At 60.2% G+C, this 26,866-nt stretch carries 27 protein-coding genes and 1 other RNA gene; 5 read left to right on the top strand and 23 right to left on the bottom strand.

Annotated elements, in window-relative coordinates; translation table 11 throughout:
* Nucleotides 1-3: 3 nt before the first annotated feature.
* The 16 genes from ftsA to rsmI all read right to left on the bottom strand — a co-directional run bounded on the left by ftsA (nucleotide 4) and on the right by rsmI (nucleotide 17,085).
* Complete coding sequence (ftsA, locus tag AACX99_RS19810; protein ID WP_339414147.1) at nucleotides 4-1,251, bottom strand: cell division protein FtsA; 1,248 nt, start codon at nucleotides 1,249-1,251, stop codon at nucleotides 4-6.
* Between the two features lie 20 nt (nucleotides 1,252-1,271).
* Complete coding sequence (locus AACX99_RS19815) at nucleotides 1,272-2,147, bottom strand: cell division protein FtsQ/DivIB (RefSeq protein WP_339414148.1); 876 nt, start codon at nucleotides 2,145-2,147, stop codon at nucleotides 1,272-1,274.
* 3 nt (nucleotides 2,148-2,150) lie between these two features.
* Nucleotides 2,151-3,101 carry a D-alanine--D-alanine ligase gene (locus AACX99_RS19820; RefSeq protein ID WP_339414150.1) on the bottom strand — a complete coding sequence of 317 codons (951 nt, stop codon included), beginning with the start codon at nucleotides 3,099-3,101 and terminating at the stop codon, nucleotides 2,151-2,153.
* Nucleotides 3,098-4,507 (bottom strand): UDP-N-acetylmuramate--L-alanine ligase, encoded by a 1,410-nt coding sequence (gene murC / locus AACX99_RS19825; protein WP_339414173.1) that lies wholly within the window; start codon nucleotides 4,505-4,507, stop codon nucleotides 3,098-3,100. The genes AACX99_RS19820 and murC overlap by 4 nt, the downstream gene beginning before the upstream one ends.
* Nucleotides 4,508-4,541: 34 nt before the next feature.
* Complete coding sequence (gene murG, locus AACX99_RS19830; protein ID WP_339414151.1) at nucleotides 4,542-5,612, bottom strand: undecaprenyldiphospho-muramoylpentapeptide beta-N-acetylglucosaminyltransferase; 1,071 nt, start codon at nucleotides 5,610-5,612, stop codon at nucleotides 4,542-4,544.
* A complete protein-coding gene (ftsW, locus tag AACX99_RS19835) occupies nucleotides 5,602-6,828 on the bottom strand; it encodes a putative lipid II flippase FtsW (RefSeq protein ID WP_339414174.1) in 1,227 nt (408 codons plus the stop codon). Before ftsW ends, murG begins: the two co-directional genes overlap by 11 nt.
* Nucleotides 6,828-8,174: a UDP-N-acetylmuramoyl-L-alanine--D-glutamate ligase gene (gene murD / locus AACX99_RS19840; RefSeq protein WP_339414152.1), complete on the bottom strand. Its 1,347-nt coding sequence runs from the start codon at nucleotides 8,172-8,174 to the stop codon at nucleotides 6,828-6,830. Before murD ends, ftsW begins: the two co-directional genes overlap by 1 nt.
* A gap of 14 nt (nucleotides 8,175-8,188) precedes the next feature.
* Nucleotides 8,189-9,271 (bottom strand): phospho-N-acetylmuramoyl-pentapeptide-transferase, encoded by a 1,083-nt coding sequence (mraY, locus tag AACX99_RS19845; protein WP_339414153.1) that lies wholly within the window; start codon nucleotides 9,269-9,271, stop codon nucleotides 8,189-8,191.
* On the bottom strand, nucleotides 9,271-10,653 hold the full coding sequence (locus AACX99_RS19850) for a UDP-N-acetylmuramoyl-tripeptide--D-alanyl-D-alanine ligase (RefSeq protein WP_339414154.1): 1,383 nt from the start codon (nucleotides 10,651-10,653) through the stop codon (nucleotides 9,271-9,273). The genes mraY and AACX99_RS19850 overlap by 1 nt, the downstream gene beginning before the upstream one ends.
* The gene (locus AACX99_RS19855) at nucleotides 10,646-12,109 is read right to left on the bottom strand and encodes a UDP-N-acetylmuramoyl-L-alanyl-D-glutamate--2,6-diaminopimelate ligase (protein WP_339414155.1); all 1,464 of its coding nucleotides are present in this window, start codon (nucleotides 12,107-12,109) and stop codon (nucleotides 10,646-10,648) included. Before AACX99_RS19855 ends, AACX99_RS19850 begins: the two co-directional genes overlap by 8 nt.
* The gene (locus AACX99_RS19860; RefSeq protein WP_445261889.1) at nucleotides 12,109-13,848 is read right to left on the bottom strand and encodes a peptidoglycan D,D-transpeptidase FtsI family protein; all 1,740 of its coding nucleotides are present in this window, start codon (nucleotides 13,846-13,848) and stop codon (nucleotides 12,109-12,111) included. The genes AACX99_RS19855 and AACX99_RS19860 overlap by 1 nt, the downstream gene beginning before the upstream one ends.
* Complete coding sequence (gene ftsL / locus AACX99_RS19865) at nucleotides 13,845-14,138, bottom strand: cell division protein FtsL (protein ID WP_339414156.1); 294 nt, start codon at nucleotides 14,136-14,138, stop codon at nucleotides 13,845-13,847. Before ftsL ends, AACX99_RS19860 begins: the two co-directional genes overlap by 4 nt.
* Nucleotides 14,135-15,076, bottom strand: a complete 942-nt coding sequence (gene rsmH, locus AACX99_RS19870) for a 16S rRNA (cytosine(1402)-N(4))-methyltransferase RsmH (protein ID WP_339414157.1) — start codon at nucleotides 15,074-15,076, stop codon at nucleotides 14,135-14,137. The genes ftsL and rsmH overlap by 4 nt, the downstream gene beginning before the upstream one ends.
* 2 nt (nucleotides 15,077-15,078) lie before the next feature.
* Nucleotides 15,079-15,534 (bottom strand): division/cell wall cluster transcriptional repressor MraZ, encoded by a 456-nt coding sequence (gene mraZ / locus AACX99_RS19875; protein ID WP_090249128.1) that lies wholly within the window; start codon nucleotides 15,532-15,534, stop codon nucleotides 15,079-15,081.
* 308 nt (nucleotides 15,535-15,842) lie between these two features.
* An RNA gene (gene rnpB / locus AACX99_RS19880) (RNase P RNA component class A) lies at nucleotides 15,843-16,201 on the bottom strand.
* Nucleotides 16,202-16,242: 41 nt separating this feature from the next.
* The gene (rsmI, locus tag AACX99_RS19885) at nucleotides 16,243-17,085 is read right to left on the bottom strand and encodes a 16S rRNA (cytidine(1402)-2'-O)-methyltransferase (RefSeq protein WP_339414158.1); all 843 of its coding nucleotides are present in this window, start codon (nucleotides 17,083-17,085) and stop codon (nucleotides 16,243-16,245) included.
* A gap of 155 nt (nucleotides 17,086-17,240) precedes the next feature.
* On the opposite strand from rsmI, the gene AACX99_RS19890 reads away from it, so the two are divergent.
* From AACX99_RS19890 to AACX99_RS19905, 4 genes are read left to right on the top strand one after another with little or no spacing between them, the layout of a single operon-like run.
* Nucleotides 17,241-19,052, top strand: a complete 1,812-nt coding sequence (locus tag AACX99_RS19890) for a penicillin-binding protein activator (RefSeq protein WP_339414159.1) — start codon at nucleotides 17,241-17,243, stop codon at nucleotides 19,050-19,052.
* On the top strand, nucleotides 19,049-19,423 hold the full coding sequence (locus AACX99_RS19895) for a YraN family protein (protein WP_339414160.1): 375 nt from the start codon (nucleotides 19,049-19,051) through the stop codon (nucleotides 19,421-19,423). Before AACX99_RS19890 ends, AACX99_RS19895 begins: the two co-directional genes overlap by 4 nt.
* A gap of 30 nt (nucleotides 19,424-19,453) precedes the next feature.
* Nucleotides 19,454-20,047: a phosphoheptose isomerase gene (locus tag AACX99_RS19900; protein ID WP_339414161.1), complete on the top strand. Its 594-nt coding sequence runs from the start codon at nucleotides 19,454-19,456 to the stop codon at nucleotides 20,045-20,047.
* The gene (locus AACX99_RS19905; RefSeq protein WP_339414162.1) at nucleotides 20,044-20,577 is read left to right on the top strand and encodes a BON domain-containing protein; all 534 of its coding nucleotides are present in this window, start codon (nucleotides 20,044-20,046) and stop codon (nucleotides 20,575-20,577) included. Before AACX99_RS19900 ends, AACX99_RS19905 begins: the two co-directional genes overlap by 4 nt.
* Before the next feature lie 67 nt (nucleotides 20,578-20,644).
* Here the strand turns inward: AACX99_RS19905 and AACX99_RS19910 are convergent, their stop codons facing one another.
* From AACX99_RS19910 to rplM, 7 genes are all read right to left on the bottom strand, one after another.
* Nucleotides 20,645-21,058 (bottom strand): ClpXP protease specificity-enhancing factor, encoded by a 414-nt coding sequence (locus AACX99_RS19910; RefSeq protein WP_339414163.1) that lies wholly within the window; start codon nucleotides 21,056-21,058, stop codon nucleotides 20,645-20,647.
* A 15-nt stretch (nucleotides 21,059-21,073) separates the two neighbouring features.
* Nucleotides 21,074-21,691: a glutathione S-transferase N-terminal domain-containing protein gene (locus AACX99_RS19915; protein ID WP_339414164.1), complete on the bottom strand. Its 618-nt coding sequence runs from the start codon at nucleotides 21,689-21,691 to the stop codon at nucleotides 21,074-21,076.
* 89 nt (nucleotides 21,692-21,780) lie between these two features.
* Nucleotides 21,781-22,560 carry a cytochrome c1 gene (locus AACX99_RS19920; RefSeq protein ID WP_339414165.1) on the bottom strand — a complete coding sequence of 260 codons (780 nt, stop codon included), beginning with the start codon at nucleotides 22,558-22,560 and terminating at the stop codon, nucleotides 21,781-21,783.
* Nucleotides 22,560-23,771 carry a cytochrome b gene (locus AACX99_RS19925; protein WP_339414166.1) on the bottom strand — a complete coding sequence of 404 codons (1,212 nt, stop codon included), beginning with the start codon at nucleotides 23,769-23,771 and terminating at the stop codon, nucleotides 22,560-22,562. The genes AACX99_RS19920 and AACX99_RS19925 overlap by 1 nt, the downstream gene beginning before the upstream one ends.
* A complete protein-coding gene (gene petA / locus AACX99_RS19930; RefSeq protein WP_339414167.1) occupies nucleotides 23,771-24,364 on the bottom strand; it encodes a ubiquinol-cytochrome c reductase iron-sulfur subunit in 594 nt (197 codons plus the stop codon). Before petA ends, AACX99_RS19925 begins: the two co-directional genes overlap by 1 nt.
* Before the next feature lie 255 nt (nucleotides 24,365-24,619).
* Nucleotides 24,620-25,012: a 30S ribosomal protein S9 gene (rpsI, locus tag AACX99_RS19935; protein WP_090249150.1), complete on the bottom strand. Its 393-nt coding sequence runs from the start codon at nucleotides 25,010-25,012 to the stop codon at nucleotides 24,620-24,622.
* A 14-nt stretch (nucleotides 25,013-25,026) separates the two neighbouring features.
* Entirely contained in the window at nucleotides 25,027-25,455 is a 429-nt protein-coding gene (gene rplM / locus AACX99_RS19940) for a 50S ribosomal protein L13 (RefSeq protein WP_090249152.1), read from the bottom strand.
* A gap of 249 nt (nucleotides 25,456-25,704) precedes the next feature.
* Here rplM and AACX99_RS19945 point away from each other — a divergent pair, with 249 nt between their 5' ends.
* Entirely contained in the window at nucleotides 25,705-26,742 is a 1,038-nt protein-coding gene (locus AACX99_RS19945; protein WP_339414169.1) for an NADP(H)-dependent aldo-keto reductase, read from the top strand.
* The last annotated feature ends 124 nt before the right edge of the window (nucleotides 26,743-26,866 follow it).

Below are 26,866 nucleotides of genomic sequence, written 5' to 3' on the forward strand. Positions count from 1 at the left end.
AAATCAGAAATTGCCCTGGACCCAGCGTTTCAGCCGTTCCAGCACAGGTTGTTTGGGGTCGTCGTTGTAGCTGCCAAGTGCGGACATGGAAATGCCGTCGGCCTGCTTCTGCAGTCCGTACAGCAGCAGGCCTACACCTGTGGAATAAATCGGGTTACGCACCACATCGGCCAGGCCCTTGACGCCTTGGGGCATGCCCAGACGTACCGGCATATGGAAGATTTCCTCGGCCAGTTCCACCGCACCTTCCATCTTCGCCGTACCGCCGGTGAGAACGATGCCAGCGGGGATCAAGTCCTCGTAGCCACTGCGGCGCAGTTCGGCCTGGATCAGAGTGAACAGCTCGTCGTAACGCGGCTCGACCACTTCGGCCAGGGACTGACGCGACAGGTCGCGCGGCGGGCGGTCGCCGACGCTCGGCACCTTGATGGTTTCGCCGGCACCGGCCAGCTTGGCCAGGGCACAGGCGTAGCGGATCTTGATTTCTTCGGCGTACTGAGTCGGCGTACGCAGGGCCATGGCGATGTCGTTGGTAACCTGATCACCGGCAATCGGGATCACCGCGGTATGACGAATCGCGCCTTCGGTAAAGATGCAGATATCAGTGGTGCCGCCGCCGATATCCACCAGGCACACGCCCAGTTCTTTCTCGTCGTCAGTCAGCACCGCATAAGCCGAGGCCAGTTGCTCAAGGATGATGTCATCGACTTCCAGGCCGCAGCGGCGCACGCATTTTTCGATGTTCTGCGCGGCATTTACGGCGCAGGTGACCACGTGCACTTTGGCTTCCAAACGCACGCCGGACATGCCCAGGGGCTCACGCACCCCTTCCTGGTTATCGATCACATAGTCCTGAGGCAGGGTGTGCAGCACGCGCTGATCCGCCGGAATGGCCACGGCCTGGGCGGCGTCGAGCACGCGCTCCAGATCCGCAGGGCTGACTTCGCGATCACGAATAGCGACGATGCCGTGGCTGTTGAGGCTGCGGATATGGTTGCCGGCCACGCCGACGAAAGCCGAGTGAATACGGCAGCCGGCCATCAACTGGGCTTCTTCGACGGCGCGCTGAATCGACTGCACGGTGGATTCGATGTTCACCACCACGCCCTTTTTCAGGCCGCGCGACGGATGAGTGCCGATGCCGACGATTTCCAGTTGGCCGTCCGCATTCACTTCACCGACCAGCGCCACCACCTTGGAGGTACCGATGTCGAGGCCGACGATCATCTTGCCGCTCTGCACGTTTGCCATGGCTCTTGCCTTCTCCTGATTCACTGCACGACAGCGGTTGGTGCCGCCGTGGGCGCGACCGGCTCACGCCATGCCACGGCCAGGCCGTTGGCATAGCGCAGATCGATCCGCGCGATATTCGTTTGTTGCTCTTTCAGGGCCTTGTCATAAATGGCCGTGAAGCGCCGCATTTTTTCCACCAGATGGTCACGCCCCAGCAGCAGTTCGATGCCCTGCCCGGTGGAGAGGAACCAGCTACCGCGCTCACGCAACTCCAGGCGCGCCACGGAAAAGCCCATGGGCCGCAGCATCTGGCTGAGCACTTGGTATTGCTGCATTACCTGCTGCTGAGCACGCTTGGGGCCATACAGCTGCGGCAGGTGTGGGTAATCCCCCAGCTGCTGTGGCGCGAACGCCTCGCCCTGATTGTTCAACAGAGCCTCATCGCCCCAACGGGCAATCGGCAATTGTTCTTCCAGGCGCACTACCAACTGGTCCGGCCATACGCGGCGCACTTGGGCGCTGGCGATCCACGGCATCAGTTCCAGCTCACGACGCAGGCTGAGCAGATCGACACTGAAAAAGCTCGCACTGGCATAAGGTGCTATGCGCTCTTGCACGGCCTGCTGATTGATGTAGCTGAGATCGCCCTCGACGCTGATCCGCGCAATCGGCTGGTCGGCATAGGGCAGCGCGCGCAACGACAACTCATAGGTGCCGTAACCCAGAGCGAGCAACAACAGCGGCCAACTGAGGCGTTTCAGCCAGCTACCCATGCCGGTGAAACGGGCTTTTGGCAGACTCATGCGCAGGCTGATCGGCTCCTTGGCCACCAAACGGCTGGCACCACGCGGCACAGGCTTACCGCGCACGGGAGCGCGGTTCGAGCCTGGCTGGTGACGCAAGGTGGCCGTCATGACTTAACCCCGTGCCTCAAGGCTGTCGGCAAGAATCGCCAACACCAGTTGTTGAAAATCCAGACCCGCAGCACGGGCCGCCATCGGCACCAGGCTGTGGTCGGTCATGCCCGGCACGGTGTTGACTTCCAACAGCCAGAACTTGCCGTCCGCGTCTTGCATCACATCGGCACGGGCCCAGCCCTGGGTGCCGACCGCTTCACAGGCGCGGGCAGTAAGGTCTTTCAGTTCGGTTTCCTTCTCTGCTGAAAGGCCGCATGGGATGCGGTATTGGGTGTCATTGGCCAGGTACTTGGCGTCGTAGTCGTAGAAGCTGTGCGGCGTGCCCAGGGCAATCGGTGGCAGCACCTGGCCGCGCAGCATGGCGATGGTGAACTCGGGACCGGCGATCATCTGCTCGACCAGCACCTGCGAGTCATAACGACTGGCGTCCTTCCAGGCGGTAATCAGCGCATCGACATCATTGACCTTGGCCATGCCAATGCTCGAGCCCTCATGGGCCGGCTTGACGAACAATGGGAAGCCCAGCTCGGCAGCCGCCGCATGGCAATCGGCTTCGCTGACCAGTGCGGCGTGAGCGGGTGTCGGCAGGCCGAGGCTCAACCACACGCGCTTGGTGCGCAGTTTGTCCATGGCCAAGGCCGAAGCCAGGATGCCGCTGCCAGTGTAAGGAATGCCGGCGCATTCGAGCAGGCCCTGCATCGAGCCGTCTTCACCACCACGGCCGTGCAGCACGATAAAGGCGCGATCGATTTTCTCGGCCGTCAGGCGCTGCAGCAGATCATCACCAACATCGATACCAAAGGCATTCACACCAGCGGCCAGCAACGCCTGCAGCACGGCATTGCCGGACTTCAGCGAAACTTCACGTTCGGCGCTCTTGCCGCCGAACAGCACGGCCACGCGGCCAAAGGCGCTGACCGGAAATTGTGATTGCAGGCTGGCAGCACTCATTTGGTTTTACCTTCAGCCGTTGCGAACAACGGGCTTTGCAGCAGTTGCGGAGCCAGACCGCCGATGTCGCCGGCGCCTTGACAAAGAAGAATGTCGCCAGCGCGCAGCAGCGGCTTGACCATCGGCGCAAGGTCCACGCCACGCTCGATATAGATCGGATCAAGCTGGCCGCGCTGACGGATGCTGTGGCACAGGTTGCGACTGTCAGCTCCCGGAATCGGTGTTTCACCGGCCGGGTAGACTTCCATCAGCAACAACACCTGGGCATCACCGAGCACCTGGACGAAATCGTCATACAGGTCGCGGGTACGGCTGAAACGGTGCGGCTGATAAACCATCACCAGGCGGCGCTCCGGCCAACCACCACGTACGGCCTTGATCACCGCGGCGACTTCACGCGGGTGGTGGCCGTAGTCGTCGACCAGCATCACGCTGCCATCTTCCACCGGCAGTTCGCCGTACACCTGGAAGCGCCGACCCACGCCCTGAAACTGTGACAAGCCCTGAACGATGGCTTCATCGCTGATGCCTTCGTCGCTGGCGATGGCGATGGTGGCGAGGGCGTTCAACACGTTGTGGTTGCCCGGCATGTTCACCGACACATCCAACGGCTCGCGGTCGCGGCGCAGCACCGTGAAGAAAGTCTGCATGCCCTGCTGACGCACGTTGATCGCACGCACATCGGCGCCTTCATCGAAGCCGTAAGTCACGGTCGGACGAGCCACCTGCGGCAAAATCTCGCGCACGATGGGGTCATCCACGCACATCACAGCCAGGCCATAGAACGGCAGGTTGTGCAGGAACTCGATGAAGGTTTTCTTCAACTTGTTGAAGTCACCGCCATAGGTGCTCATGTGGTCCATGTCGATATTGGTGACCACCGAGACCATCGGCTGCAGGTGCAGGAAGCTGGCGTCACTCTCATCGGCTTCGGCGATCAGGTAACGGCTGCTGCCCAGCTGGGCGTTGGTGCCGGCAGCATTCAGCCGACCACCGATGACGAACGTCGGGTCCAGGCCGCCCGCGGCGAACACCGAGGCCAACAAACTGGTGGTGGTGGTCTTGCCATGGGTGCCAGCCACGGCAATACCGTGGCGATAGCGCATCAGCTCAGCCAGCATCTCGGCGCGCGGCACCACCGGGATGCGACGCTCAAGAGCCGTGGCGACTTCTGGGTTGCTGGTATTGACCGCGCTGGAGACCACCAGTACGTCGGCCTGCTCGGCGTTCTCGGCGCGATGACCGATAAAGATCTGCGCACCGAAGGTTTCCAGGCGCTCGGTCACGGCCGAGGCCTTGAGGTCGGAGCCGGAGACTTCATAACCCAGGTTGAGCAGCACTTCGGCGATACCGCACATGCCGGCACCACCGATACCGACGAAGTGGATACGGCGGATACGGCGCATGCGGCGGATTTCCGAGCGTGCAGCGGCGGGAGACTTAGCCACGGGCTACCTCCAGGCAGATATCGACAACGGTGCAGGTTGCATCGGGCTTGGCCAGTCGACGAGCCGTCTGCGCCATTTGAGTGAGTTGTTCGGGGTGCATCAAAACCTCGGTCAGCTGCGCGGCCAGCGTGGCGGCGTCAGTGGAACGTTGTGGCAGCAGTACGGCAGCGCCGGCACTGGCCAGATAATCGGCATTGCGGGTCTGGTGATCGTCGATCGCGTGCGGCAGCGGCAACAGGAACGCCGGCAGACCGGCGGCGGCCAGCTCGCTGACAGTCAGCGCGCCGGAGCGGCACACCACCAGATCGGCCCAGGCGTAAGCCCGCGCCATGTCCTTGATAAACGGCGCAACGGTCGCTTCGACGCCAACCGCGGCATAGCGTTCAGTGGTAATCGCGTCATGTTGCTTACCAGCCTGATGGAAAACTTCAGGGCGCAGCTCAGCGGCCACCAGTGCCAGGGCTTCGGGCAGCAATTTGTTCAGCGGTTCAGCGCCCAGGCTGCCGCCCAGCACCAGCAGACGCGGCTGGCGATTGCGCAGCGAATCACGCGGGGTTTCCAGGAACAGCTCTTCACGCACCGGGTTGCCAGTGGTGCGGCGCTTGGCGCTGTTGCCGAAGGTGTTCGGGAAGGCTTCGCAGACACGGCTGGCGAATGGAACCAGGCTGCGGTTGGCGGTACCGGCCACAGCATTCTGCTCATGGATAATCAGCGGCGCGCCGCTCATGCGCGCGGCCAGGCCACCGGGGCCGGTGACATAACCGCCCATGCCTAGCACGCAGACCGGCTGCAGTTCGCGCATCACCTTGCGCGCCTGGAACAGCGCCTTGATCAGCTGGAATGGCGCTTTTAGCAGCGACAGCTTGCCCTTGCCACGCAGGCCAGTGACATCGATCAGGTGCAACGGCAGCCCCGCAGCCGGCACCAGTTCATTTTCGATGCCGCGCGGCGTACCCAGCCAATGCACGCTGTAACCACGCGCCCTGAACTCGCGGGCGCAGGCCAGCGCCGGGAATACGTGCCCGCCGGTGCCGCCCGCCATGATCAGCACATTACCGCGCATGCTGAACCTCCTCGGCGGTCTGGCCTTCGAAGAAATCCGATTCCTTGAAGTCGACATCCTCGCTGCCCAGCTGGGTACGGCGCTCCCACTCGATGCGCAGCAGCAGCGCCAGGCTGACGCAGCAGATCACCAGCGAGCTGCCGCCGTAGCTCAGGAACGGCAGGGTCAGGCCCTTGGTCGGCAGTAGGCCAACGTTCACGCCGATATTGATCAGCACCTGACCGATCCACAGGAAGGCCAAGCCGTAAGCCACATACGCCGAGAAGAATTGCTTGGCCTTCTCTGCCCACAGGCCGATATACAGGGCGCGCACGCTGACGAAGACAAACAGCGCGACAGTAATCAGTGCACCAACCATGCCCAGCTCTTCGGCCAGCACGGCAAATACGAAGTCGGTATGCGCTTCCGGCAGGTAGAACTGCTTCTGCACGCTGTTACCCAGACCGACGCCGAACCACTCGCCACGACCGAAAGCAATCAGCGCCTGGCTCAACTGGTAACCGGCACCGTACTGATCAGCCCATGGGTCGACAAAGTTGGTCAGGCGTTCCAGGCGATAGGCCTGACTGGTCATCACCAGCACGCCAAGGCCAAGCACGCAGGCCGCCAACGGAATAAAGCGCAGCAGGTTGACCCCCCCGAGGAACAACATGGCGATAGCCGCGCCAACCAGCACCACGGTGGCACCGAAGTCCGGCTCGGCCAGCAGCAGCGCGGCAATCGGGCCCAGTACTAGCATCGGCTTGATAAAGCCGGTGAGCTTCTCGCGAACCTCGGTCTGGCGACGCACCAGGTAAGCGGCGATAAACATCACGCTAAACAGCTTGGCCAGCTCGGACGGCTGCAGGTTGAACACGCCCAGGCCGATCCAGCGCTTGGCACCGTTGACCTCACGACCAATGCCCGGCAGCAGTACCAGAATCAGCAGCACTACCGCCGCCAGCAGCAGCATGCCGCTGTAACGCTGCCACAGTGCCATCGGCACCAGCAGGGTCACCAGTGCAGCGCCCAGACCAATGGCCAGATAAATCAGGTGGCGAATCATGTGATAGAGCGGGTTGCCCGACTGCACCGCGGCCACTTCCGAGGAAGCCGAAGCAATCATAACCAAGCCCAGGCCGAGCAGCGCCAGGCAACCGGCCAGCAGCGGGAAGTCCAGATCGATACCACGACGGGTATGCAGCGGCGAAGGCAAGGCCAGCAGGCGGGCAAGCATCATTGCAAACCCTCCACGGCCTGAGCGAACAGGCGCCCGCGCTCTTCAAAACTCTTGAACATGTCCAGGCTGGCGCAAGCCGGTGACAACAGCACGGCATCGCCAGCCTCAGCCAACCCGGCGGCACGCTGCACGGCTTCTTCCAGGGTCTTGACCCGGATCAGCGGCGCGGCGTCGCCCAGCGCCCCAGCCAGCAGCTCGGCATCACGACCAAGCAGCACCACGGCGCGGCAGAACTTGCCGACCGGCGCTTTCAGCGCCGAGAAATCCGCGCCTTTGCCATCACCACCGGCGATCAGCACCAGCTTGCCGCTGATGTCCGCACCCAGGCCTTCGATAGCGGCTAGAGCAGCGCCGACGTTGGTGGCCTTGGAGTCGTCGTAGTAGCTCACGGCATTTCGCTCGCCAACCCATTGGCAACGATGTGGCAGGCCAGCGAACTGCTTGAGGGTGGCCAGCATCGGCTCGAACGGCAGGCCCACGGCATGCCCCAGCGCCAGGGCAGCCAGGGCATTGGACTGGTTGTGTGCGCCGCGAATCTTCAGCTCACGCACCGGCAGCAGCGCAGCGAACTGGTATGCCAGGGATTTCTCACCATCTTCTTCGAGCAGGCCGAAACGCTTGAAGTCCGGTTTGCCCAGGCCGAAGTACCAGCACGGCAATTGATCGGCTACCAGCGGACGCGACAGCGCGTCGTCGCGATTCACCACCACCTGCCGCGCGCCGCGAAAGATGCGGTGCTTGGCCAGGTGATAAGCCGGCAGATCGGCGTAACGATCCATATGGTCTTCGCTGATGTTCAGGCAGGTCGCCACTTCAGCGTTGAGCTGGTCGGTGGTTTCCAGTTGGAAGCTCGACAGCTCCATGACATACAACTCGACCGCGTCATCAAGTAGATCCAACGCCGGGGTACCGAGGTTGCCACCAACGGCAACCTTCTTGCCGGCCGCTGCGGCCATCTCGCCGACCAGGGTGGTCACCGTGCTTTTGGCGTTGGAGCCGGTAATCGCCACGATCGGCGCCTTGGCATAACGGGCGAACAGGTCGATATCACCCGACAGCTTGACCCCGCGCGCAGCGGCGGCCTGCAGCGCCGGTGTGGCGATGGCCAGACCCGGGCTGACCAGCAGCTCGCTGGCGCGGCAGAGGAACTCGACATCCAGCTCGCCACAACGCACTTCCACCTCCGGGAACTGCTCACGCAAGGTGGCGAGCTCCGGCGGATTGGCACGGGTGTCGACCACGGCAAACGGCAGGCCCTGGCGCGCGAGGAAGCGCACCAGCGACATGCCGCTCTTGCCGAGGCCGACAACGATGCGGAAGTGGTCAGAAGCGATCAGGGTCATGTAATCCTCAGTCCTTAACGCAGCTTCAGGGTGGCCAGGCCGATCAGCACCAGAATCACGGTGATGATCCAGAAGCGCACGATTACGCGCGGCTCGGGCCAGCCTTTCAGTTCAAAGTGGTGATGGATCGGCGCCATGCGAAACACGCGCTTGCCGGTCAGCTTGAAGCTGGCGACCTGGATAATCACCGACAGGGTTTCCACCACGAAGATGCCGCCCATGATGAACAGCACCACTTCCTGACGGACGATCACCGCGATGGTGCCCAGGGCCGCGCCCAGGGCCAGCGCACCGACGTCACCCATAAACACTTGCGCCGGGTAGGTGTTGAACCAGAGGAAACCGAGACCCGCACCGACCAGCGCGGCGCAGAACACAATCAGCTCACCCGCACCCGGCACGTAGGGAATAAACAGGTATTCGGCGAACTTCACGTTGCCCGACAGGTAGCAGAAGATCCCCAGGGCGCCGCCGACCATTACGGTAGGCAGAATGGCCAGGCCATCGAGGCCGTCTGTGAGGTTTACCGCGTTGCTCGAGCCGACGATGACGAAGTAGGTCAACACCACGAAGCCCAGGCCCAGCTCAAGGCTGAAGTCCTTGAGCATCGGCAGAATCAGGGTTGTTTCCACCGGGCTCTGTGCAGTCGTATAAAGGAAGAACGCTGCGCCGAGGCCGAACACCGACTGCCAGAAGTATTTCCAGCGGCTCGGCAGGCCCTTGGAGTTCTTCTCGATCACCTTGCGGTAGTCATCGACCCAGCCGATGGCGCCGAACAGCAGGGTTACGGCCAGCACCACCCAGACGTAGCGATTAGTCAGATCAGCCCATAGCAGGGTGCTAACGGCAATCGCCGAGAGAATCAGCGCGCCACCCATGGTCGGCGTCCCCTTCTTCGACAGGTGCGACTGTGGACCGTCGTTGCGCACCGACTGGCCGATCTGACGAATCTGTAGGGTGCGAATCATCCACGGGCCGAGCCACAACGACAGGGCCAGCGCCGTCAGCACGCCGAGGATGCCGCGCAGTGTCAGGTACTGAAACACTGCGAACCCCTTGTGGAACTGTTGCAGGTATTCCGCCAGCAGCAGCAGCATTAGTGAATCTCCCCGGATGTGCCACACAGCGCCGCGACGACTTTTTCCATCGCCGCGCTGCGTGAACCTTTAATTAGAAGGGTAATGTCGCCCTGCTCGGTGCTTTGTTCTATAAGCAGCGCTTCGATCAGGCTGGCCTGGTCGGCAAAATGCCGGCCATTTGCGCCGAATTCTTCAATGGCGTACGTCATCAACGGGCCAACGGCATACAGCGCATCAACCTTACCGAGCGCGTAATTGCCGACCTGCCGATGGCCCTGCTCGGCCCATTCGCCCAACTCGCCGATATCTCCCAGCACCAGCACGCGGCGACCAGGAAAGCCGGCGAGGATATCGATGGCGGCGCAAACGGATGTCGGATTGGCGTTGTAGCTGTCGTCGATCACCCGCAGTCCGTTCGGCGCAATCTGCGCAACGGCGCGACCTCTGACCGGCTGCAAGCTTTCCAAACCAGCCTTGATCGCCGCTGGGGCCAGGCCCAACGCCAAGGCAGCCGCAGCAGCGGCCAGGGCATTGGCAACGTTATGCTCGCCAAGCAGGTTGAGCTGAATACGTGCCTGGCCGTTAGCGCAGTGCAAGGTAAAGGCTAAGCAACCACGGGCATCGCGCGCCAGCGCGGTGGCGTAGACATCAGCGGCAGAATTGCGCAGGGCGAAGCTGCTGATTGCACGATCCTGGGCACGCTGCTGCCAGGTAGCGAAAGCGCTGTCGTCGAGGTTGAGCACGGCCACGCCGCTGTCGCTCAGGCCTTCGAGGATTTCGCCTTTGGCCTCAACAATTTTTTCCGGGCCGCCGAACTCGCCAACATGGGCAGTACCGGCATTATTGATGATGGCCACCTGCGGCTGGGTCAGGCCGACGGTGTAGGCGATCTCGCCGACATGGTTGGCGCCCAGTTCGATCACTGCGGCGACATGCGCAGGGGCCAATTCCAGCAGGGTCAACGGTGCACCGAGGTCGTTATTCAGGTTACCGCGAGTCGCCAGCACCGGACCCTGCAGGCCTTCACGCAGAATACTGGCAAGCATTTCCTTCACAGTGGTCTTGCCGCTGGAACCGGTAATCGCCACCACCGGCGCAGTGAAGGCCTGGCGGTTAAGCGCGCCCAGCTGACCAAGGGCCAAACGGGTATCGGCGACCAGCAGTTGCGGCAATGGCGCACCAACGACTTCACGTTCGACCAGGGCAGCCACTGCGCCTTTGCCAGCGACTTCAGCCAGGTAGTCATGGCCATCGAAACGTGGGCCAGCCAGGGCGACAAACAACTGGCCCGGCTGAATCGCCCGACTGTCGCTGCTGACAGCGTTGAATGCCACATCTGCACCGATCACCCGGGCAGCCAATGGCGCAACCACTTCGCTTAAACGCAGCGCCTTAAGCATGCGCCACCTCCCATGCCGCCAAAGCGTTAGCCGCTTCGACCAGATCGGAGAACGGCTGACGCACGCCGTTGATTTCCTGATAGCCCTCATGGCCCTTGCCGGCCAACACCAACACATCATCGGCACTGGCAGCGGCAATCAGCTGGGCAATCGCCTGGCCACGGCCATGAACGAACTGCACCGAATCAGGGCTGGTAAAGCCGGCGCGTATGTCGCTGAAAATCTGTGCGGGCGCCTCGGAGCGTGGATTGTCATCGGTGACCAGCACTGCATCAGCCAGACGCTCGACCACCGCGGCCATCAGCGGGCGCTTACCGCTGTCACGGTCGCCACCGCAGCCGAACAGGCACAGCAGGCGTCCTTTAACATGCGGACGCAGTGCCTCAAGAACTTTTTCAAGGGCGTCCGGGGTGTGCGCGTAATCGACCACCACCAACGGCTTCTGCCCGCCACCCAGGCGCTGCATGCGGCCAATAGGCCCTTGCAACTGTGGCAGCACCTTAAGAATTTCATCCAGCGGGTAATCGAGACCCAGCAAGCTACCGACTACGGCCAACAGGTTGCTCAGGTTAAAACGACCCAACAGCGAGCTGCGCAGATTGCCTTCGCCACGCGGAGTCACCAGCGTCCCGCGCACGCCCAGCTCGTCAAACTGGGCATCACGGCAATACAGGTAAGCACTGTTATCTTCGAGGCTGTAGCTGATCAATCGCGAGTCATGCTCAGCACTTGCTAGCTCACGACCAAAAGCGTCATCGAGATTCAGCACCCGGCAACGCAAACCTGACCAGGCAAACAGCGCAGCTTTGGCCTCGGCATACGCCTGCATTGAGCCGTGGTAATCCAAATGGTCACGGGACAAATTCGTCAGCACGGCCACATCAAATGCCAGGGCCGCGACACGGCGCTGATGCAAGCCATGGGAGGAGACCTCCATCGCCACAGCTCGAGCACCGGCATTTTTCATATCGGCTAAGGTAGCCTGCACGCCGATAGGGTCTGGCGTGGTATGGCGACCCAACTCCAAAGCACCATAGAAGCCATTACCTAGCGTACCCACAATACCGCAGGGCTCGCCCAGCAGATCCAGTGCCTGAGCCAGCAATTGGCTGACACTGGTTTTGCCATTAGTGCCAGTAATACCGACCAGGTGCATGCCGCGGCTTGGCTCGCCATAGAAACGCCCAGCAATAGCCGACAACTGTCCCGCCAGGCCCTTGATTGCTACCAACTCACTACTACTGGCCGTCATCTCGTTAGCACCTTGCGCTTCAAACGCAACAGCCGACGCGCCCCGCGCCACCGCATCTGCGATGTGCACACGACCGTCCTGCTGGGTGCCAGGCACGGCAAGAAACAGATCGCCCGGACGCACCTTGCGGCTATCCAGAGTCAATTCACGAATCAGAGTCGAGCTGGCGGCTTCCGGCAGCAACTGGTTGAGAGGCATGGGCATCAGATACGCCCTCCTTTAAGAGGCACGACGGCGACTGTTTCGACCTTCTCGGCCTCTGGGCCCGGCAGGTTGTCTGGGGCGACGTTCATCAAACGCAACGCACCGGCCATGACCTTGCCAAACACCGGCGCAGATACCAGGCCACCGTAATACCCCCCCTGACTCGGCTCATCGATCACAATGGCCACCGCAATACGCGGATCACTGACCGGACCGAAACCAGCAAAGAGCGAACGATAAGCATTGTCCCGGTAGCCACGACTATCCACCGAAACCTTACGCGCAGTGCCACTCTTCCCTGCTACGTGGTAGCCCGGCACCTTAGCGCGATAAACCCCCCCCGGTGCTTCAATGACCCGCTGCAACATGCCCTGGATAACCACCGCGATGTTTTCAGGAATTACCTGAACGGAATCCGGCTTACCGTCGACACGCGCCAGTGAAAGAGTTGTGCTGCGACCATTATTAGCGAGTACCGAATAAGCATGGGCAAGCTGTACAGCAGTGACTGACAAGCCATAGCCATAGGACAACGTTGCCGTTTCAGCCTTGCGCCACTCGCGGTAGTTCGGCAGATTGCCAACGCGCTCACCAGGAAAGCCGAGTCCAGTATCCTGGCCAAGACCAACCTGCTGCATGACTTCGTAAATCGACTGGCCACCGATATCAAATGCAATTTTGCTCATGCCGACGTTGCTCGACTTGATCAAAATATCGGTGAGGCTAAGCGGACCACTGCTGCGCGACACGTCGCGAATGGTGTATTTACCGATCTGCAGGGTGCCAGGATAAACATCCACCGTGTCCGACGCCTTCCAGCGGCCACTTTCCAGCGCAGCGCTCATGGAGAACGGCTTCATGGTCGAGCCAGGCTCGAACACATCAATCATTGCCCGGTTACGCATCGCTGCGGGTTGCAAGTTGCGGCGATTATTCGGGTTGTAGGTTGGCTGATTGACCATTGCCAGGACTTCACCGGTGCGCACATCAACCATGACCAAGCTACCGGCTTTGGCACCGAACTCGAGCAGCGCATTGCGCAACTCGCGATGGGCGAGATATTGCAAGCGCAGGTCAATCGACAATGCCAAGGCCTTACCGGCCTTGGCATTCTGCGCAACCTGGACATCCTTGATTAGCCGTCCGCGCCGATCCTTGAGCACCTGACGCTTGCCGGGCACGCCGGCCAGCCAGTCGTCGAAGGCCAACTCCATACCCTCCCGGCCACGGTCATCGATGTCGGTAAAGCCCACCACATGGGCAGCGACCTCACCTGCCGGATAGAAGCGGCGGAATTCTTCGATGCCGTACACCCCCGGCACGTTCAGATCGAGAATGCGCTGACCCTGCTCAGGCGTCAGCCCGCGCACCAGGTACATAAACTCGCGTTCGTGGGCCGCAGTCAGGCGCTCAGAAAAGGTTTTGGCGTCCTGCCCCAATGCAGCCGCCAGCTCATTCCACTTGGCCTTGCCGCTCTGCAGTTCCTTGCCGTTGGCCCACAGAGTGGTCACCGGTGTGCTGACAGCCAACGGCTCGCCATTGCGGTCGGTGATCAGGCCACGGTGCGCCGGAATAGGAATATGGCGCACGCTGCGCGCGTCACCATGGGCCTGCAGGAAGCTCTGATCGAACACTTGCAGATCGACGATACGCCAGGCAATCGCGCCCACCATCAGTGCCAGCAGCAGCAGCACCAGGCGAAAGCGCCAGGGATAGAGCGCGCCTTCGAGGCCCATCATGGCGCCACCATGCGCACTTCGGCGGCATCCGGAATGCGCATACTCAGGCGTTCGCTGGCCAGGGTTTCAATGCGGCTATGCGCGGTCCAGGTGCTTTGCTCAAGAATCAGCCGCCCCCACTCAGCCTGCGCCTTGTCGCGCACGCTCAGTTCGGCATAAAGCTCATTGAGCAGCTGACGGTTCCAGTGCGCGCTGTAGGAAACCCCGATCGCAGACACCAAGACAGCCACAAACAACAACAGCATCAGCATGCTGCCGCCAGGCAATGGCTTGGCGAACGGCGCACTCATCGCAGCTTCTCCGCAATGCGCATCACCGCACTGCGCGAACGCGGGTTGGCGGCAAGCTCAGCCTCGGAGGCGAATACCGGCTTGCCGATCAGTTTCAGGCGCGGCTCGAAAGCTTTCGGGATGATCGGCAGATCGCGCGGCAGCTTGTCCATCTCGCCCTTGGCATGCTTGCGCATAAAGAGTTTGACGATGCGGTCTTCCAGCGAGTGGAAGCTGATCACCACCAGGCGCCCGCCCACTGCGAGGTTTTCCAGCGCCGCATCAAGGCCGCTTTCCAGATCACCCAGTTCGTTGTTGATATAGATGCGCAAGCCCTGGAAGGCGCGCGTTGCCGGGTTCTTGCCTTTTTCCCAGGCAGGATTGGCCACGGTCAGAACCTGAGCCAGGTCAGCAGTGCGGGTAAACGGCTGCTCGGCGCGGCGTAGCACTACAGCACGGGCCATGCGCTTGGCAAAACGCTCTTCGCCATATTCCTTGAATACCCGGGCAATTTCTTCTTCGGCAGCGTTGGCAATAAAATCTGCGGCACTGACACCCGCACCCGGATTCATACGCATATCCAGCGGGCCATCGTTCATAAAGCTGAAGCCGCGCTCGGCGTCATCCAGCTGCGGCGACGACACGCCCAGATCCAACAGAATACCGCTGACTTTGCCTGCTAGAGCGCGCTGTGCCAGTTCGTCGCCTAGCTCAGCAAAGCTGCGCTGCACAACGACAAAGCGGCCGTCTTCGGCCGCCAGCGCATTCCCCGTCGCAATCGCCAGGGGATCCTTATCAAACCCTAGCAAGCGACCATCAGGCCCGAGCTTTTCCAGGATCAACCGGCTATGCCCGCCACGCCCAAAGGTGCCATCCAGATAGCAACCATCGGCGCACACAGCCAACCCTTCGACAGCCTCGTCGAGTAGTACGGTGATATGGCGGTAATTGCTGGTCATGGTCACAGGATCAAGTCACGTAGGTCATCGGACAGAGCACCCGGTTGCTTGATCGCGGCCAGATCGGCATCGGCCACAGCATTCCAGGCATCTTCATCCCACAGTTGGAATTTATTGAGTTGGCCGACCAGCATCGCGCGCTTGTCCAGCTTGGCGTACTCGCGCAGACGTGGCGGCACCAGGAAACGGCCACTGGCATCCAGTTCAAGGTCAACGGCGTTGCCGATCAGCAGACGCTGCAGGCGGCGGTTTTCTTCACGGAAGGAGGCAAGTTCGCGAAGCTTGGCTTCAATCAGCTCCCACTCGGACAGTGGATAGACGCAGAGGCAGGGATCGATGGCATCAATCGTGACAATGAGCTGGCCGGCGCAACGCGACACAAGCTCGTCCCGATACCGACTTGGCATCGCGAGTCGCCCTTTGGCGTCGAGACTGATGGCGTTTGCTCCGCGAAACACGATCGCGCTTCCCCTTTTTATTAGCTATCCATGCCTAAGAAACCCACTTTGTGCCACTTCCTACCACTCGCGCACACTATAGGAACGCACGCCCCCCACCGTCAAGGCACGCTTGGCGGGAAAAATCCTTATAGAACGGCGATTTAGCGAACTTTGAGAGGGGCAAAACGGAGAAATAACGCGAAGATATGGTTGTAAAATTGAGCCTATGCAGCGCGTTGAACCACGAAGTTAAAGTAGTTTGTTAAGAGTAAGATTTTTTCGGTCTTAGAAAGGAGGCGAAACAGTGATGCGGATAAATGAGGAAGGTGGAGAGTCGATCTGTAAGCCGGGTTCTGTCGAGGACAGTCATTCCTCTACGACGTACATCACTGCACGCCTTTAGCAACCTACCCGGTTCCAGCGCGGGCCACGCCAATGGAACCCTATTTGGTCTTGCTCCGAGTGGGGTTTGCCTAGCCACGAACTGTTACCAGTCGCGCGGTGCGCTCTTACCGCACCTTTTCACCCTTACCGGCACCGAAGCGCTTAGGCGGTTATTTTCTGTGGCACTTTCCGTAGGCTCACGCCTCCCAGGCGTTACCTGGCACTCCGCCCTATGGAGCCCGGACTTTCCTCCCCCGCATTACGCAGAACGCAACACAGCAGCGACTGTCCGATCGACTCTCCGCGGCGAAGGTTAACGGCCCACGCCCTATAGGACAAGGTTTAAACGTCTTTCTGCTGCTCCAGAGCCACTTGGTAGAGCAAGTTCTTGCGCACCCCAGTGATCTCCGCCGCCAGCGCTGCCGCGCGTTTCAGCGGCATTTCCGCCAAGAGCAGATTCAACACACGCATGGCTTCGCTACTTACCGCCTCCTCCCCCTCCGGCGCCTGCCAACCGGCAACCAGCACCACACACTCGCCGCGCTGCTGATTACTGTCAGCAGCCACCCAAGCGGCCAGCTCGGAGAGCGGCATGCCCTTAAGCGTTTCGAAAGTCTTGGTCAGCTCGCGTGCCAGCAACGCTGGGCGCTCGCCGCCAAATACCGCCTGCATATCCTGCAGACACTCAAGGATGCGATGCGGCGCCTCGTAGAAAATCAACGTACGCGACTCTTCCTTTACCTGCTCAAGCCGCGCGCGCCGCCCAGCCGTCTTGGCCGGCAGAAAGCCCTCGAAGATAAAGCGATCTGACGGCAACCCCGCAGCCGACAATGCAGCAATCAATGCACAAGCCCCTGGCACGGGCACCACCGCAATGCCGGCAGCACGGGCCTGGCGCACCAGGTGATAACCCGGATCGGAAATTAGCGGTGTGCCCGCATCGGAGATCAATGCCACATCGTCACCGGCCAGCAGCCGCGAGAGAAAACGCCCGCCCTGATCACGTTCGTTGTGTTCATGGCAGGCTGCCAATGGCGTGCCGATACCAAAATGCTGCATCAGCCGCGCGGAATGGCGGGTATCTTCTGCAGCAATCAGAGCCACGCTGCGCAGGATGGTTAGCGCTCGCGCAGTGATGTCATCCAGGTTACCAATGGGCGTAGCAACCACATAAAGACTGCCCAAAGGCGAGTTCGCAGCAGCGGAAGTGGTCACAGCACAGGCCTCTCAAAATCAGCAAAGCGCGCATTGTAGCCCGTTTCCAACCTTCGACATCGCGTCACTCGGCGGGCTTGGGTACAATTCAACGCTCAATTTGATCAAGTATCAGGAACGCTTACATGATCGCCTGCCTGCGCCCGCTCACCGCCATCTGCCTTGCCGCCCTGCTCGCGGCCTGCGCCAGCCAACCCTCTTCAACCCTTGGCGAACTGCCGCGCACCCCGCAAGCCAGCATCGAACAGCTGCTGCAGCAGGCAGCCGAAAGCCCCGCCGAGCAAGCTGCAGCGCTGCGCCTGTCGGCGGCCGACCTGGCCTATAAGCAGAAAGACTTAGCCCGCGCCAGCAGCACTCTGGAACAGGTACCCCTGGAAAACCTGAAGCCAGCCCTACAGATCTACGCCAGCACCCTGCGCGCAGAGTTGGACATGAGTCGCGACAAACCCAAAGCCGCCCTACTCGCCCTCAGTCACTCGAGCATGGAACGCCTCGGCGAACTGCCGGTTGAACAGCAGGTGCGCAGTCAGCTGGTACGCGCCAACGCCCTGCAAGCCACCGGCCAGACTCTCGCCGCCGCCCGCGAGCGTGCCTATATCGCGCCACTGCTCAGTGGTGCCAGCGCCGCGCACAACCAGGAAGCCATCTGGACCCTGGTTTCCAGCCTGCCCGCGAGCGAACTGCAAGCCAGCGGCGATGCTGACCTTGATGGTTGGCTGGAGCTGGCCCGTGCATCCAAGAGCGCCGGCACCCTGGAACAGCAGCAAAACGCTATCGACAACTGGATTGCAGCCAACCCACAGCACCCTGCCGCGCAGCAACTGCCACAGGCACTGGTCGAGCTGAGAAAGCTCTCCAGCCAGCCGCTGACTGAGATTGCCCTGCTGCTGCCACAGGATGGCCAGCTGGCCAGCGTAGCCCGCGCCCTGCGCGACGGCTTCCTGGCCGCTCATTATCAGGCGCAACAAGCCGGACAGAACCCAGCCAATATTCAGATCTTCGACAGCTCGCGCATCGGCTCCATGGACGCCTTCTACGCCCAGGCTCAGGCCGCCGGCGTGCAACTGGTGATTGGTCCATTGGAGAAGAACCTGGTCAGCCAGCTGAACAGCCGTGAACAACTGCCGATCACCACACTCGCCCTCAACTACAGCGAAGGCAGCCAGGAAGGCCCTGCGCAGCTGTTCCAATTCGGCCTCGCCGCCGAGGACGAAGCCCGCGAAGTCGCCCGCCGCGCATGGGCCGACGGCATGCGCCGGGCCGTAGCACTGGTACCCAACGGTGAATGGGGCGACCGCGTACTCGCCGCGTTCCGCCAGAGCTGGCAGGCCCAAGGCGGTACCCTGATCGCTGCCGAACATGTTGATCAGCCGGTCGAGCTGGCCCGCCAGATTGCCGACCTGTTCCAGCTGCGCGAAAGCGAAGCGCGCAGCAAGCGCCTGCAAAACACCTTGGGCACCTCGGTTGCGGCCGCCCCATCGCGCCGCCGTGATGTCGACTTTATCTTCCTCGCCGCCACCCCACAGCAGGCTCAGCAGATCAAGCCGACCCTGGCCTTCCAGTACGCCGGCGATGTACCGGTGTATGCCACTTCGCACCTGTTCACCGGCATTTACAACCAGGCGCAGTATATCGACCTCAACGGCATCATGTTCTGTGAAACCCCCTGGCTGCTGAACGTCAACGACCCGCTGCGCCAGCAAGCCACTACACAATGGCCACAAGCTGGCGGTAGCCTCGGCCGCCTGTACGCCATGGGCGCTGATGCTTATCAGCTGGCGCCGCGCCTAAACCAGCTCAAGGCCCTTCCCGATACGCGCCTGCAAGGCCTCTCGGGCAACCTGAGCATGAACCCAAGCCAACGCATTGAGCGGCAACTGCCTTGGGCCGAGTTCCGCGATGGCCAGGTCCAGCCACTGCCCGACAGCATCAATTGAGCGAGCGCATCAGCACGCAACAACGCGGAGACGCTGCCGAAGCCCAGGCGCGGCAGCATCTCGAACAGCATGGCCTGCGCCTACTGGCACAGAATTGGCGCTGCCGTCTCGGTGAGCTCGATCTGGTCATGCTCGACGCCGATACAGTAGTATTCGTAGAAGTTCGCTATCGGCGCCATAGCGCCTGGGGCGGCGCAGTCGAGAGCGTGGATGCACGCAAACGTGAGAAACTCAGCCGCGCCGCTCAGCACTTCCTGCAACAAGAATCGCGCTGGGCCAAGCACCCATGCCGTTTTGATGTGATAGCCATAAACGCCGACAGCCAAGCCCCCGCGCAACTGAACTGGATTCAAAACGCCTTTGATACCTGAACAGACGCCACACTGAAGGTTATATCTCCAATGGATATGCAAGCCCGTATTCGCCACCTGTTCCAAGCCAGCATTGAAACCAAGCAGCAGGCAATGGAAGTGCTCATCCCCTTTATCGAGCAAGGCAGCCAGGCCATGGTCCAGGCACTGCTCAGTGAAGGCAAGATCCTCACCTGCGGCAACGGCGGCTCAGCCGGCGACGCCCAGCACTTCTCGTCCGAGCTACTCAACCGCTTCGAGCGCGAACGCCCGAGCTTGCCAGCGATCGCCCTGACGACCGACAGCTCGACCATCACCTCGATTGCCAATGACTACAGCTACAACGAGGTGTTTTCCAAACAGATTCGCGCACTCGGCCAACCCGGCGATGTGCTGCTGGCAATCTCCACCAGCGGCAACTCTGCCAATGTGATCCAAGCCATCCAAGCCGCACATGATCGAGAAATGGTTGTCGTAGCCTTGACCGGTCGCGATGGCGGCGGCATGGCATCACTGCTGCTGCCAGAAGACGTGGAAATCCGTGTGCCCTCGAAAGTCACCGCACGCATTCAGGAAGTCCACCTGCTGGCCATCCACTGCCTGTGCGACCTGATCGACAGCCAACTGTTTGGGAGTGAAGAATGACCCGTTCACCACTGATCCTCGCCGCCCTGGCACTGACCCTCGCTCTGGCCGGCTGCGGCAACCGCAGCGTCGGCAACAAGATCGACGACCAGTTCATCCCCTCCGAGGTCAGTTCCAGCGTAGCCCGCGCACATATTGATCTGACCAGCCCGACCTCACATATCATTGTCACCAGCTACAACGGCGTAGTGCTGCTGGCCGGACAGACGCCACGCAGCGACCTCAAGGCCATGGCCGAGCAAGCCGCGCGCAAGGTAAACAACGTGAAAAAGGTACACAACGAGCTGCAAGTTCTGCAACCTACCTCACTACTAGTACGCAGCAACGACTCATTGCTGACCAGTCGAATCAAAACCCAGATGCTTGCCGACAGCGCTGTGCCTGGTACGCGCATCAAGGTGATCACTGAGAACGGTATCGTCTATATGCTCGGTGTGGTCTCGCAAGCCGAAGCCAGCCACGCCACCAATCTTGTGCAAAGCGTGTCTGGCGTGCAGAAAGTGGTGAAGCTGTTTCAGTACACCAACTGATAACACTATCCATGCACCACCTGCGTGGCGGCAATAAAAAAGGCGATCTTCGGATCGCCTTTTTTATTTACTTAACCACTTTCAGGCTGGGCCTGCCGCTGGGACGCGGCGGCTCATCATCCGGAGGGCTCTGCTCATCCGGATCTTCGATCTCGTCACCGTCAAGCATCGACGACTCCGCATCAAACACCATGCCCTGGCCATTCTCCCGCGCATAGATCGCCAGTACGGCAGGGGCGGGGATATACAGGCTTTGCGGCACGCCGGCAAAACGCCCCTCAAAACTCACTGCCTCGTTATCCATATGCAGATGACGCACCGCTGTCGGCGAGACATTCAGCACGATCTGCCCATCGCTGGCAAAACCGGCCGGCACCTGCACACCGGAAAAATCGGCATTGACCAGCAAGTGCGGGGTGCAGTCGTTGTCCACGATCCACTCATAGAGGGCACGAACCAGATAAGGACGACTCGACTTCATCTCTACCTCCTCGGGTTAACGCATATCACGTTCGGCAGGCGACAAACTGGCCTGGAACGCTTCACGAGCAAACTGACGATCCATATAGTCCAGCAACGGCTTGGCCGGTTTTGGCAACTCTATCCCCAGAATCGGCAAACGCCAAAGAATCGGCAGCAGGCAGCAGTCCACCAGGCTCAATTCCTCACTGAGAAAGTACGCCTTGTCGGCAAACAGCGGTGATACGCCCGTCAGGCTCTCACGCAGCTCCTTGCGCGCCAGAGCGCGGGCTGGCTCTTTGCTGCGCGGGTCAAGAATCAGATCAACCTGCGCACACCAGTCGCGCTGGATGCGATGAATCAGCAAGCGGCTATTGGCGCGGGCTACCGGGTATACCGGCAGCAATGGCGGATGTGGGTAACGCTCATCCAGGTATTCCATCACCACGGTCGACTCATACAGAGCCAAATCGCGATCCACCAGGGTCGGCAGGCTGGCGTAGGGGTTAACCTCCAGCAGCTTGGCCGGATAACGGCCCTTCTCGACACTGATAATCTCGGCGCTGACACCCTTCTCGGCGAGCACAATGCGTACGCGGTGGGAATAGTGGTCGGCGGGGTCGGAGTAACAGGCCAACCGATTGGTCACGCCCATGGCGGTCCTCCTCGCTTATAAAGTTATGTGAAGCAGAAAGACCTGCGCGCCCAAAGGGGCGCGCAGGTCAACAGCGGAGATGCAACGGATTAATGCACGTCCTTCCAGTACTCGCGCTTGAGCAGATAGGCGAATACGAAGAAGAAGGCAAGATACAGCAGAACGTAGGTACCGATGCGCTGACTTTTCAACTTAACCGGGTTCGCCGAGTACGCGAGGAAAGTCACCAGGTTCTGGATCTTCTCGTCGAACTCTTCAGTGCTCAGCGTGCCGGTCTTCGGCTCAACAGTCAGCTGGTCACAGGCTTCGTGAGTGATTGGCGTGCCGGTCAGTGGATCGAACAACTTCTTACCCTCCTCAACCACTTGTACCTGCTTGCAACCAATCACCTGCTTACCCTGCAGCCCCACCAGCACGTTCGGCATGCCGACGTTCGGGAAGACCTTGTTGTTGGCACCCAGCGGACGAGTTGGATCGTCATAGAAGGTACGCAGGTAGGTGTACAGCCAGTCGTTACCACGCACACGAGCAACCAGAGTTAGATCGGGCGGTGCGGCACCGAACCAGGCCTTGGCATCCGCTGGCTTCATGCCGATATTCATGTGCTCGCCAATCTTCGCGCCAGTGAACACCAGGTTCTCCAACATGACTTCATGCGGAACGCCCAGATCATCAGCAACACGCTCATAGCGCTGGTATTGCGCCGAGTGACAACCCATGCAGTAGTTGGCGAACGTACGCGCACCATCCTGCAGAGCCGCTTTATCGGTCAGATCGATATCCACTTTATCCAGCGGATAGCCGCTGCCAGCGCCCAAGGCCAGAGCGGGCATTGCAGCAATAACGAGTGCAGCAAATAGCTTCTTCATCAGCCAGTCACCCTTTCCGGAACCGGTTTGGTCTTCTCGAGTTTTGTATAGAACGGCATCAGGATGAAATACGCGAAGTACAGGAAGGTACATACCTGCGACAACAGCGTACGGCCTGGGGTTGGCGACAGTACGCCCAACACGCCGAGAATCACGAAGGATACGCAGAAGATCAGCAGCCAGACCTTGCTCATCCAGCCCTTGTAACGCATCGACTTGACCGGACTACGGTCCAGCCACGGCAAGACGAACAGCACAGCAATAGCCGCGCCCATGGCAATTACACCCAGCAGCTTGTCCGGCACCGCACGCAGAATCGCGTAGAACGGGGTGAAGTACCAAACCGGGGCAATGTGCTCAGGCGTCTTGAACGGGTTAGCCGCTTCGAAGTTCGGCTTCTCGAGGAAATAACCGCCCATTTCCGGGAAGAAGAAGATCACGAAGCAGAAGATAAACAGGAACACCACAACACCGACGATATCTTTCACGGTGTAGTAAGGGTGGAAGGCGATGCCGTCGAGCGGAATACCGTTCTCGTCCTTGTTCTTCTTGATGTCGACGCCGTCCGGATTGTTCGAGCCGACTTCGTGCAGCGCCAGGATGTGCAGCACTACCAGGCCGAGAATTACGATCGGCAGCGCCACAACGTGCAGGGCAAAGAAGCGGTTGAGGGTAATCCCGGAAATCAGGTAGTCACCGCGAATCCACTGAGTCAGGTCCGCACCGATCACCGGAATGGCGCCGAACAGCGAGATGATCACCTGAGCACCCCAGTACGACATCTGGCCCCACGGCAGCAGGTAACCCATAAAGGCCTCTGCCATCAGCATCAGATAGATCAGCATGCCGAAGATCCACACCAGCTCACGCGGCTTCTGGTAAGAGCCGTAGAGCAGACCGCGGAACATGTGCAGGTAGACCACCACGAAGAACGCCGACGCACCGGTGGAGTGCAGATAGCGCAGAATCCAGCCGTACTCCACATCACGCATGATGTATTCGACCGAGGCAAACGCCTGTTCAGCCGACGGCGTGTAGCTCATGGTCAGCCAGATACCGGTAACGATCTGATTGACCAGTACCAACAGCGCCAGGGAGCCGAAGAAGTAGAAGAAGTTGAAGTTCTTTGGCGCGTAGTACTTGGACAGATGGTCTTCCCACATCTTGGTCGCGGGAAAGCGCGCATCAACCCATTCCATGAATTTGCTCATCATGCTTTCTCCTGATCCACACCGATGATGATCACATCATCCGTCTCGTACGTGTGCGGCGGCACCGGCAGGTTCAAGGGTGCAGGCTGAGCCTTGTACACGCGACCTGCGAGGTCATAGCGCGAACCGTGGCATGGGCAGAAATAGCCGCCGACCCAATCAGCACCGAGGTCCGCAGGCGCCACTTCTGGACGGAAGGACGGCGCGCAACCCAGGTGGGTGCACAGCCCGACCAACAACAGCACTTCAGGCTTGATCGAACGGGTTTTCGGATCAACATAACTCGGCTGCTCGGAGGCCTTAGAGTCAAAATCAGCGAGTTGACCTTCGATCTTCACCAGGTTACTGAGAATCTCCTCGGTACGGCGCACGATAAACACCGGCTGCCCCCGCCACTCGGCAACCATCTGCTGACCCGGCTCGATCTTGCTGACGTTCACCTTTACAGGTGCCCCGGCAGCTTTAGCCTTGGCGCTTGGGAACCAGGACCCTACGAACGGGACCGCGGCACCCACCGCTCCTGCAGCGCCCACCACAGAGGTGGCCGCTACCAGAAAGCGACGTCGGCCTGCATTCACGCCGTCATTGCTCATTCAGTCGTCTCCCATCAGCTTTATGGCCTTTTAAGCAGGCCTATACTCGGTAAGTTTCAGATCGCACAAAAAGTTGCCGAATGGTAAAGAAAAGCCCCTTTACTGACAAGGTAATTACCCAGCCATAAGGGACGCAACGCCTTGCAAATCACGGCACCCACTGCTGCGGCATGATGCCGCAGACCAAATCATCACCCATAAAAAACGCCCAGTTCCGAAAGGAAACTGGGCGTTTTTTGGAACGCAGGTAGCGAATTAACGCTTGGAGTACTGCGGACGCTTACGCGCTTTACGCAGACCAACCTTCTTACGTTCAACTTCACGGGCATCGCGAGTCACGAAGCCAGCTTTACGCAGTGCAGGACGCAGAGCTTCGTCGTAGTCCATCAGGGCGCGGGTGATACCGTGGCGGATTGCGCCAGCCTGACCACTTACGCCGCCACCGATAACGGTAACGAAGATATCGAACTTCTCGGTCATCTCAACCAGTTCCAGCGGCTGACGAACTACCATGCGGGCAGTTTCGCGACCGAAGAAACCGTCAAGAGTACGGTTGTTGATGGAGATTTTGCCAGTACCTGCACGCAGGAAAACGCGAGCGGTAGCGGTCTTGCGACGGCCAGTGCCGTAATTTTGAGTCGCCGACATAATGAACTATTCCGTTAAAACTTCAGTTCTTGGGGCTGCTGAGCAGTGTGGGGGTGAGCAGCGCCCGCATACACTTTCAGCTTACGATACATGTCGCGACCCAGCGGGTTCTTCGGCAGCATGCCTTTAACCGCGGTCTCGATCACGCGCTCAGGGGCTTTAGCGATCAGCTTTTCAAAGTTGATCGACTTGATGCCGCCCGGGAAACCGGAGTGGGAGTAGTACATCTTGTCAGTGGTCTTGGCACCGGTAACGCGAATCTGCTCAGCGTTGATGATGACGATGTAGTCGCCGGTATCAACGTGCGGAGTGTATTCAGGCTTGTGCTTGCCACGCAGACGGCTTGCAACTTCGGTAGCCAGACGACCCAGGGTCTGACCTGCAGCGTCGACGACAAACCAGTCGCGCTTAACTGTTTCCGGTTTAGCAGTAAAAGTTTTCATTCTTTATAGCCTCAGGGGCCGCCCTGATAAATAAGACGGCGGATCTTACTGAATAGTGCGTACTTTGACAAGGTCAAAGGCAGCCGAAAACAGGCGCTATCGGGGGCTCGGGTCAGCGCGTCCGTAATACGGCAAGATTCTTCGGCAGGCGGCGCATCACTTCCACTGCAGAAAGAGGTGCGCAATTATGCAGATTGCGCGGAGAATTTCAACACGATTATGCCAACCGGTTTTTTCAAGGAGCTAGCAATGGATTACCGTCAACTCGGCCGCACCGATCTCAAGGTCAGCAGCCTGTGCCTGGGCACCATGACTTGGGGCGAGCAGAACAGCGCTGACGAGGGTTTCGCCCAGATCGAACGCGCCAAGGCCTACGGGGTAAATTTCATCGATACCGCCGAGATGTACCCGGTGCCGCCGCGCGCCGAGACCTACAGCAAGACCGAACAGATCATTGGCGACTACTTCAAGCAGCGCGGTGATCGTGCCGACTGGGTGCTGGCCAGCAAGATTGCCGGCCCGGGCAACGGTATCGGCTATATCCGCGACGGCCAGCTCAAACACAACCGCGCGCATATCACTGCAGCGCTGGATGCCAGCCTCAAACGCCTGCAGACCGACTGGATCGATCTGTATCAGCTGCACTGGCCTGAGCGCCCGACCAACTATTTCGGCCAGCTCGGCTATAACCACCAGGACAGTGAGTTCACGCCACTGGAGGAAACCCTCGAAGCACTGGATGAGCAGGTCAAGGCCGGCAAGATCCGCTATATCGGCCTGTCCAACGAAACACCCTGGGGCACCATGAAGTTCCTGCAATTGGCCGAACAACGCGGCTGGCCGCGCAGCGTGTCGATTCAGAACCCCTACAACCTGCTTAACCGCAGCTTCGAGGTAGGCCTGGCGGAAATCGCCCTGCGTGAACAATGCGGTCTGCTGGCCTACTCGCCCCTGGCCTTCGGCATGCTTAGCGGCAAATACGAGAACGGCGCACGCCCGGACGGTGCACGTCTCAGCCTATTTAGCCGCTTCGCCCGCTACACCAACCCACAATCCGAAGCGGCCTGCTCGCGTTATGTTGCCCTGGCACGTGAACACGGCCTGGATCCGGCGCAGATGGCTCTGGCCTTTGTAACCGCACAACCGTTCGTCACCAGCAATATCATTGGCGCGACCAGCCTGGAGCAGCTGGACAGCAACCTAGCCAGCAGCGAGCTGAAGCTCTCAACCGAAGTAAAGGCTGGAATTGAGGCAATACACAACGCCCAACCCAACCCCGCCCCTTAAAAAAGGCTATGTCCCAAGACCGTGTTGCAAGGACTACGCTTTAAGGCAGACATCCGCTTGTGAGGTCAGCCCACCATGGATACTCAAGCCTTTCAGCGCTGGTTGGCCCAGGTGAGCCAGCTCA

The organism is Pseudomonas sp. EA_35y_Pfl2_R5 (assembly GCF_963970805.1).
Classification (GTDB): Bacteria; Pseudomonadota; Gammaproteobacteria; order Pseudomonadales; family Pseudomonadaceae; genus Aquipseudomonas.